The sequence below is a fragment of the Microbacterium sp. KRD172 genome (assembly GCF_017168295.1).
Lineage (GTDB): Bacteria > Actinomycetota > Actinomycetes > Actinomycetales > Microbacteriaceae > Microbacterium > Microbacterium profundi.
This window is the reverse complement of sequence record NZ_JABFAS010000027.1, coordinates 1-8,416: the sequence shown is the minus strand read 5'-3', so window position 1 is coordinate 8,416 and position 8,416 is coordinate 1. Positions and strand designations below refer to the sequence as shown.

Below are 8,416 nucleotides of genomic sequence, written 5' to 3'. Positions count from 1 at the left end.
GTGGGGGAGGGGCGGGCAGTGAGGGTGATCCAGTCGTTGTCGAACAGGTCGCGCAGGACTTGGTTGCCGGAGATGATGTCGCCGATCCTCTCGAGCGGGGCTTGGACGATCACGCTCAGGCGAACCGGTTCGTGCAGGAGAGTGTCACCGACAGCAACGGATTGCCAGGGAAGGCCGCGGCGGAGGTCGCCGCTGTGGCCGGCGAGGACGCCGATGCCGCCGATGGCGTTGTGGATGGTTTTGGTGCCGGCGGAGAGCACGTCGGGGTTGAGGGTGGAGAAGTAGTACTGGTGGTTGATCCACTGAGCCACGATCATCGGGGCGGTCAGGATGGTTTCCAGCCCTGTCCCGTCAGGGTCCATTTCGGTGCGGTAGGAATGCAGGAACACGCGGCGGTGCAGGTTCGCACTGGCGGTCATTTCCCGGGGGCCGATGATCATGGCGGCGTTGCCTGCTAGTCCCAGTTCCGGATAGACCTCGGCCCAGTCGTGTGCGCGGGCTCTCAGCCGGGCCAGGGACTGGTGCGGGTGAGCGCCCGGGAGGGTGGTCGCCCGCTCGCGGACCAGGTGATCCGCTGCGGCCCGTGCGTGCACGATGAACTCCGCTAGTTCGGTGGCGTGGGTGTCCGGGACCAGGTGCGGGTCGAGCACGGTGATGGTGTCGGCGACGGTGTCGTGCAGCGCGGCGACGAACACCGTGTCCTCCGGGATGGTGATCCCGCGGGGGGCGAGCGCTGCCCGGACGGTGGGGTCGTTGAAGATCGCTGCGGCCGCTCGGGCGTTCACAGCGCCTGGGTTTCCGCCGCAGGCGCCGCAGTCCAACGCTGATTGGTAGAGGTTGTTGATGCTGGTGGATCTGTGTCCGGTGAGGACGATCAGCGGAGCGAACTGGTGCAGGCCCATCATCGTGACCGCCGCTTCGGCCAGCGTCACACGCTCCTCGAGACTGAAGGCATCCGAAACGGTGACCTCACTGGGGGAGGGCGGCGCGATCAGGGTTCGCCAGGTGCGGGTGAGGGTGTGGTGCAGCCCGGGGGCGAGGGTGCGGGTGAAGGTGGTGGCACCGTAGAACCAGCCGGCGGTTTCGGCCAGCGCGAACGGGGTCGCGGTTGCGTTCTCGGTGGCGTGCAGCGCGTGCGCGGCGGCGTCGAGGAATCGGAGCCCCCGGCTGCGTCGATGGGCGCGCTGGGGACTCGTGGGTGATTCGGTGACGGCGTGGCGGGGACGCAACAGGGCAGGAAGGGAGTCCACTGCCCCGCGGCCCTGGAAAGACGTGAACCGGACCGGAACGCCGAAGAACCCGGCGAATCCGAGCGTCTCCAACCCCGGGTGCGATTCCAAGTGACGGCGAACCCCTTCGGAACGCGGGTCGATACACATCACCACCTGCACCGTCGGCCGGCCGGGTGCGGCAGTGCCGTAGGTGATCGACTGAACGAGTGCGGTGCGGTAGTGGCTCTCGTAGGCCGCTTGCCAGGTGAACGGATGATCGGTGGGGGGATGCAGGATCAGAACACGGGCCACCATCGCCACCTCGGCACGGGTGGGCGACGGAGAGAGGGTGGCGGAGATCTGCTCGGCGCGCGCCCACAGTTCCTTCGCCGGGTCTGGGGGGTGGTCGCCGTCGGGTCCGGGGCGGGGCGAAAGCGGGCGCGGCGGAAGGTCGAGAGCGTGGCGGAGCGCGAGGCGGACGGCGAGGTATTCGGTGAGGTCGATGTCGCCGCTGTGCTCGGACCGCCATTTCAGGTAGCTGGTCCACCCCGGTAGCGCGGCCAGCTCTGCCGTGAGGGTCTGCACGGTGGCCCCATCAGCGACCCCGAGATGGGTGAGGGCTGCCGTCAGGGCGGGCAGAGCCTGATCGGGGAGGGAGCGGATCCGCCGTCGCGCCAGCCGGCTCAGATGCGGGTCGTGGACGGACAGGGCGTGCCAGGCGCTGTAGAACCCGTCCCGTCGGCCGGGTATCGGCCACTGCGCGTCGGGGTCCACGAAAGCGGCCACCCACTTTGTGACGTGCTGTTCAAGCGGATCCGCCGCCGACAGCGTCCTCGGAGTCGGCGGGCGACTGTCGGATCGCAGCATTTCCTCGACGAGGATCTCTGCAGCCGACCAGGCCATCCGGCCGAGCTCGAGGACAGGGAAACCGTCAAGTTCCCCGATCCGCTCGTGCAGAGCTGAGATCAGATCCGGGCGGGTGATGCGCCCCGACGCGTACTGGGCGCGATACCGAGGAAGAGTCTGGGTGAGCGTGATACCGGGTTCGTGGATGTTCTCGAATCGGGTGCTCTCGTGTGCGGCGAGCGGATTGAGTGCGATGAACGATCCGATTGGCCAGACGGCGATGACATCGTGGGCTGCTTGGGCGACATGGGCCTGGATCAGCAGACTCATGCCACGACCTCCTTCTGACGAGCGCGGACCGGTTCGATCCGGGTGGGTGGGGAGACCGTCGATTCGGCGAGGGCCCACATGTACAGGACCCTGTGCATCCCGCCGGCGGTGCGGGGGGACCTGGCCAGCCACTGCAAGCCGAGCAAGAGCGCGGCGGGGATCAGCAGCAACCAGGGCGATGCCGGCTGCATGGACGCAGCGGGACTGATCAGGGAGTCGAACAGGCCGAGGAAGGCGACGTAGAAGAATCCCAGAACCGTGAGTCCGATTCCCGCGGCCGTGAGCGTGGCTGTTGTCATGGTGCGGCGAAGTCCGGCTGCGATGGCAACAACGGCGGTGAAGGCGACGAATCCGAGCAGGGCGAGGCTCGCGGGGGTTGCTTGCGGGGCGAGCACTACCTTGGCCGCCACCAGCACCGCCACAGTCAGGGTGGTGGCGAGCAGGGCCGCCGCGACAGTGCGGGACCGGGAAGACGGTTCCGGGGCGGGCCAGGTGCGTTGTTCGGCGTGTCTGGCCACTCCGGTGCCGGCGGAAAGGAACAGAGCCGACTTATAGAGCGCGTGCGCGAGCAGGTGGAAGACGGCGGCAGCGAACGCGCCCAGCCCGACAGCCATCATCATGAAGCCCATCTGGCCGGCGGTGGAGAACACCAGCCGGCCCTTCACGTCGGGTTTGACCAGCCGGACTGCCGCGGCGTACACCAGTGTCGCCGCTCCCGCCGCGAAGATGACCAGCATCGCCACCGCAACGGGTGCGATCAGCGGGGAGAACCGGATCACCAGGATCGCGCCCGCGTTCACGACACCAGCGTGCAGCAACGCGGAGACGGGGGTCGGTGCGGCCAGCGTCGAGGGAAGCCACCGGTGGAAGGGGAACTGTGCGGATCGCCCCAGCGCCGCGACCACCAGCAGCAGCGCCACCGCGACCACCATGCCCTCCGGCAGGATCCCTGCGACCGATCCGACCTGCGCGAGACGGACATCCCCCCCGACGGCCAGCGTCAGGATCAACACCGCCACGACCAGTGGGGCGTCGGCGATCAGAAAGCTCAACCCGGCCCGCCGCACCCCTTGACGGGCCTGTGGCAGCGAGCGGTAGGTGTTCAGCAGAAAGACCAGGCAGAGACCCGCGGCGATCCAGCCGACGGTGAAGGTGACCACCGTCCCCGCGCACACCATCACCACGGTGCTGCCCGTCAACGCGTTCGCCCACACCGCGAACCATCGCTGTCGCAGGTCACCGCGCAGGTAGCGGACCGCAAACACTTGAATCACCGCGCTCAACCACAAGACCAGCATCAGCATCAGCACCGCCACCGGGTCGCCCGCCCATAGTCCACCGGACGGCGGGCGCTCACCGAGCACCGCCAACAGGCCGGTGGCGACAGCAGCGACGGCGCCTGTTCCGGTCACCCATGCTGCGGCCCGCGCCACCGTCCCGGTCGATGCGGGTAGCAACGCCGCGACCACGACAGCGACCCACGGTGCCGTCACCGCGATCGTGAACACCACGCTCCCCATCACCCGCACCCCCGACTTTTTATGTCACTGAAAACACGAAAAACATAGCACGTATTGTGATTCCGTAAATACATGTGCCGAAACGTGCGGGGCCGCACGGTAGCATGGGGCGATGGCGCAGTGGACCTTTCTCACGAATCACGCCCACGTCCTGCTGTGTGTGGCGGCCAATCCGCAGATTCTGTTGCGAGATGTGGCGACCCTGGTGGGGGTGACCGAACGGGCGGCGCAGCGCATCGTCAGCGAGCTCGAGCAGGAGGGGTACCTGACCCGGGAGCGGGTCGGACGGCGCAACACCTACCGGCTGAACCCGGACCGGCCGTTGCGGCACCCGCTGGACAGGGACCATCACATCGGTGAACTCCTGGCCATCTTTTCGGCATCTGACGCAGCCGAGCACGCACCCACCGCGGCCTGATCTCAGCCGCCGCAGATCCTGGATGGCATGCCGGTAGGCGCAGCCCTGGGAGGATGGGAGCTATGGCGGAGTGGACGTTCTTGACCCATCACGCGCACGTGTTGCTCGCGATCGCGGCTAACCATGACGCCACTGTGCGCGATATCGCCGCGGAGGTCGGGATCTCCACGCGTTCGGCGCTCACGATCCTCAACGATCTCGAGGACGCCGGATACCTGGAGCGGGAGAAGCGCGGTCGGCGCAACCACTACGTGTTGTACCAGGACCGTCCGTTGCGGCATCCTGCGAACGCCGCGCATACCGTGGGCGACCTCATCCGCGCGTTACTGGACATCCACTAAGACACGCGCGTTACCGCTCGGCTCAGCGGATGCCGGGGCGCGGTCAGTGCACGAGTGCTTTGAGAGCGATCAGCGCGAGTCCCATGCCTGCCGTCGCGGCGGCGGTGACCACCTTCACCAGGGCGGGGTCGTTGCGTTGCCGGGCCGCCCACCATCCCAATATGGCGAGGGTGACGACGCCTCCCCACAAGGAGATGTCTACGGCGGCATCCATCGATAGTCCGAGGAGCGCGGCCGCGGTCAGGCAGGCGACCGGGACGATGAGTGCCCACAGGAGTCCGGCGGAGCGTTGCAGGCCCTCGCGGACCGCTTCTCGCCAGCTCATTGCGCGGTTGCCGACGATCTCGGCGTAGACGTGTGCACCCCAGAACACCAGGACGGTGCCGATGGTGCGCGCGATCAGGACCGGCAGTCCCGGGTTGTAGAGAGAGAACGCGGAGATCAGCCCAGCGGTCAGAACGGTGCCGTAAACGGCCTCCGCGTTCATGGCCCTCGACACCCACGGGTATCGCCGCAACCCGGCATCGACGTCGAACCCCGAACCCTTCACCCGCCACCACCACTTCGCCGTGCAGCTCGACGAGCAGCCCGAAGACAGCATAGTCCTGCCAGAACACCGCGAAAGCGCCCCCAGGCTCGCCCATCTGTTGACCGTGGTTCCGGGAACTTCTCGCGAGCCGACTTGACGTGAAGCATACTTCTCCTGTTTGATGGGGCAAGAAGGGGAGTAATCCTCGCTCCGCATCGTCAATACGTTCCCGCCTCGGGATCCGGTGCGCAGGGCCGTCAGGCCGATGAGACCTTCACGAGTATTCGTGGAGGTCTTTGATATGTCAGTGCCGTTGTGGGCGTGGTTCGCCGTCCTGGGCGTGATCCTGGTGATGCTCGCCGTCGATCTGGTCGCACACCGCAAAGCCCATGTGATCGGTGTGCGGGAAGCCGCCGCGTGGTCGATCGTGTGGGTCGTGCTGGGCGTGAGTTTCGGTGTGCTCGTGTGGTCGCTGTGGGGGGCGGAATTCGGGCAGCAGTACTTCGCCGGCTACCTGATCGAGAAATCCCTCGCCGTGGACAACGTGTTCGTCTGGGCGATCATCTTCGCCGCATTCGCCGTCCCCCGCGAGTACCAGCACCGGGTGCTCTTCCTCGGCGTCCTGGGCGCCCTGATCTTCCGCGGGATCTTCATCGCCGCCGGCGCCGCACTGATCGAGAACTTCGCCTGGATCCTGTACGTGTTTGCCGCGTTCCTGATCTACACCGGATGGCGGATGTTCCGCTCCCGCAACGACCACATTCACCCCGAGAAGTCCAAGATCCTCAAGGCCTTCCGCCGGTTCGTGCCGATGACCGACGCCTACCACGGGCAGAAGTTCCTGATCCGCAAAGCCGGAATCGTGGTGGCGACGCCGCTCTTGGCGGTGCTGGTCCTGGTGGAGATCACCGACATCATCTTCGCCGTCGACTCCATCCCCGCGATCTTCGCCGTCACCTCCGAACCGTTCCTGGTGTTCACCGCCAACGCGTTCGCCATCCTGGGGCTGCGTGCGATGTACTTCCTCCTCGCCGACCTCATCCACCGGTTCATCTACCTCAAGGTCGGGCTCGCGTTCGTCCTGATCTGGGTGGGCATCAAGATGCTCCTCCTGGACGTCCTCTACATCCCGACCACCATCAGCCTCGCCGTGGTGGCCACCATCATCACCGTCTCGATCGTCGCCAGCCTCCGTGCCACCCGAGGCCAAGGACGACGTGAGGTGCAAACCGAAGCCGCCGGGGCGTTCCGCCTCGCCAGTGACGAGGAGCTCGCCGCCGCGGAGCCGGTCTTCCGCCGCCGCGGCAGAGTGCCCGCAGAACGGAAGGTGAGTTCCGATGACTGACCGTGACCCCTCGGCGGCCCTGGCCCCCGATTCCCAGCCGGTGAGGAGGGGTCGCCGAGGTTCGACGGTGGCGGTAGTTGTGTTGCCGCTGCTCGCTGTGACCGGGATTCTCGCAGTCGCGTGGACTGTCGGTGTCGGTGACCGCTGCGGCGGACCTCTGCCGGGGTGCGGGAGTCTGCGCAACGCGGGAGACAATCCGGTCACCGTGCGTGAGGTCACGGATCAATCCGTGACGGACGTTGTCGTCGCGGCGGGGCAGCGGGTCTTGCTCGGCGGCTCGAGCAACGAGCTGCACGTGGATGCGGGGCAGTGCCTCATCGTCGAGGGAGGTCCGTCCTGGGACGCCCGGACGGTGATCGACCGGACTGCTGCGGCCACCGGTGTGTTGCATCCGATTGATGACTGGGGCGCGCGTGTGCAGCTACACGACGATGCCTGCCCGGATCGGAGCTGATCGTGATCACGAAAGAACACGATCTGTGCTTGCTGCATTACGGTCAGCTCACCACCCCGATCGACCGCGTCAGCCTCGAAGCGCCCGTATGGCCCAACGATCTCCGCTCGTTCGTCGGGGACGGTGATCTGTGCGTGCACATCGCCCTGCCGCGCCAAAGAGTCCGGTGGAACGGACTGTTCACCGCGGTTCGGCTCCTCGCAGAGCGCACCGCACATGTGGGAGTACACGTGCAGCCGGAGCGGGCAGGGTTCAGCCTCGACCCGGCGGTCTTGCTGCATTCTCGCACTCGACGGCACCGCGAGATTCTCACCGCGGTGCTCGCGGATGCCGCCGCCGCGAGGGTTGAGCTGACCCCCGAGCAGGTGCGCGTCGAATCCTACTCAGCCACACGTTCTTCCCTCCGCCTCCCACCCTCCGCAGGTCGGGCACAGGCGTGGGGAGTGATGTCCGTGGCATGGCTCCCGCTCGCCTGACCTGCCACGTGATCGACCAACGTTCGCGAAGCAGGAGGGACGTCCACTCGCCCGGAAGAGGCGCACTCACGTTCCACAGAACCCCAGCACCTACCCAGAAGGAAGACGCTCATGACCCTGTTTGACCGCCTCACCGGCCTGGCCCAACGGGCACTCAACAAGACCCCCGCGCCTGCGCAGACCCCTGGCAGCGAACCGCGCGACTGGAAAAGCACACTGCGTGGTGCGGTGGGCGCGATCACCGGCGCCGCGCCCACCCCGCCTGCCCCGGGCAGCGCGCCGGCGACACCCGTCCCGCCAGCGGGACCCGGGCATCCGCTCAGCCCACCTGCCGGCGCACCCGCCGGCACTGCACCCTCGAAGACCGTCGGGCTGACCTCACCCCCGGCAAACGATCACGCGTCCGAGCGTGCCGCAGTGGCCCGCTACGAATACCTCCTACATACCGCCGAGCCTGCCCAGTTGGAGCGGATCCACGCCGATGCGTTCAGCCGACTCACTCCTGCAGAACGCAACCAAATCCAGGCGCGACTGCGGACCGAACTCCCCCTCGCAGAACAGCCCCGCACATCCCAACCGGCTGATCTTGCCCGCACCGCCACCCGCGCCGAGGCAGCTCGGCCTGGTGCTCTGGCTGGGATCCTCGCTCGTACCCCTCGAACCGGTAACGCCACCACCGGGCAGAGGGCCGGCGTGGCCGCCGCCGGTGCTGCCGGTGGGCTCTTGGTTGTCGTCGCTGCCGGCGCGATCGGAAGTACCATTGCCGCGCCTCTTCTTGCCGAAGCGCTCACCGCGGGCGTCGATTTCGATGCTCTTGCCTGTTTAGCCGAGTCGTTCGGTAGCGCGGGTGGGTCGTTCTGGTAGCACTCGTGGGTTGGTCTGGTAGCGCCGGGGGCGGTTGGACCGTGAGGATGGCTGTCAGCCGAGGCCAACGGGGTCTCGGTCG

At 67.2% G+C, this 8,416-nt stretch carries 9 protein-coding genes; 6 read left to right on the top strand and 3 right to left on the bottom strand.

Annotation, left to right across the window (positions count from 1 at the left end; genetic code table 11):
- Both J1M43_RS16540 and J1M43_RS16535 read right to left on the bottom strand, forming a co-directional pair.
- A partial coding sequence (locus tag J1M43_RS16540; RefSeq protein WP_206477562.1) for a DUF2309 domain-containing protein occupies window positions 1–2,387 on the bottom strand: 2,387 nt, incomplete at its 3' end.
- A complete protein-coding gene (locus J1M43_RS16535; protein WP_206477560.1) occupies window positions 2,384–3,898 on the bottom strand; it encodes a proton-conducting transporter membrane subunit in 1,515 nt (504 codons plus the stop codon). The genes J1M43_RS16535 and J1M43_RS16540, both read right to left, overlap by 4 nt.
- A 121-nt stretch (window positions 3,899–4,019) precedes the next feature.
- Here J1M43_RS16535 and J1M43_RS16530 point away from each other — a divergent pair, with 121 nt between their 5' ends.
- Complete coding sequence (locus J1M43_RS16530) at window positions 4,020–4,325, top strand: winged helix-turn-helix domain-containing protein (protein WP_206477558.1); 306 nt, start codon at window positions 4,020–4,022, stop codon at window positions 4,323–4,325.
- Between the two features lie 62 nt (window positions 4,326–4,387).
- Window positions 4,388–4,666, top strand: coding sequence for a winged helix-turn-helix domain-containing protein (locus J1M43_RS16525; protein ID WP_147040076.1), 279 nt, complete (start codon window positions 4,388–4,390; stop codon window positions 4,664–4,666).
- 43 nt (window positions 4,667–4,709) lie between these two features.
- Here the strand turns inward: J1M43_RS16525 and J1M43_RS16520 are convergent, their stop codons facing one another.
- The gene (locus tag J1M43_RS16520; RefSeq protein ID WP_206477554.1) at window positions 4,710–5,267 is read right to left on the bottom strand and encodes a hypothetical protein; all 558 of its coding nucleotides are present in this window, start codon (window positions 5,265–5,267) and stop codon (window positions 4,710–4,712) included.
- A gap of 229 nt (window positions 5,268–5,496) precedes the next feature.
- Between J1M43_RS16520 and J1M43_RS16515 the strand changes: the two genes are divergently transcribed.
- The 4 genes from J1M43_RS16515 to J1M43_RS16500 all read left to right on the top strand — a co-directional run bounded on the left by J1M43_RS16515 (window position 5,497) and on the right by J1M43_RS16500 (window position 8,334).
- Entirely contained in the window at window positions 5,497–6,540 is a 1,044-nt protein-coding gene (locus tag J1M43_RS16515; protein WP_147040069.1) for a TerC family protein, read from the top strand.
- A 229-nt stretch (window positions 6,541–6,769) separates the two neighbouring features.
- A complete protein-coding gene (locus J1M43_RS16510; RefSeq protein WP_193597858.1) occupies window positions 6,770–6,994 on the top strand; it encodes a hypothetical protein in 225 nt (74 codons plus the stop codon).
- A gap of 2 nt (window positions 6,995–6,996) precedes the next feature.
- Complete coding sequence (locus J1M43_RS16505; protein ID WP_206477552.1) at window positions 6,997–7,470, top strand: hypothetical protein; 474 nt, start codon at window positions 6,997–6,999, stop codon at window positions 7,468–7,470.
- 111 nt (window positions 7,471–7,581) lie between these two features.
- Window positions 7,582–8,334, top strand: coding sequence for a cation-transporting ATPase (locus tag J1M43_RS16500; protein ID WP_206477550.1), 753 nt, complete (start codon window positions 7,582–7,584; stop codon window positions 8,332–8,334).
- Window positions 8,335–8,416 lie beyond the last annotated feature (82 nt).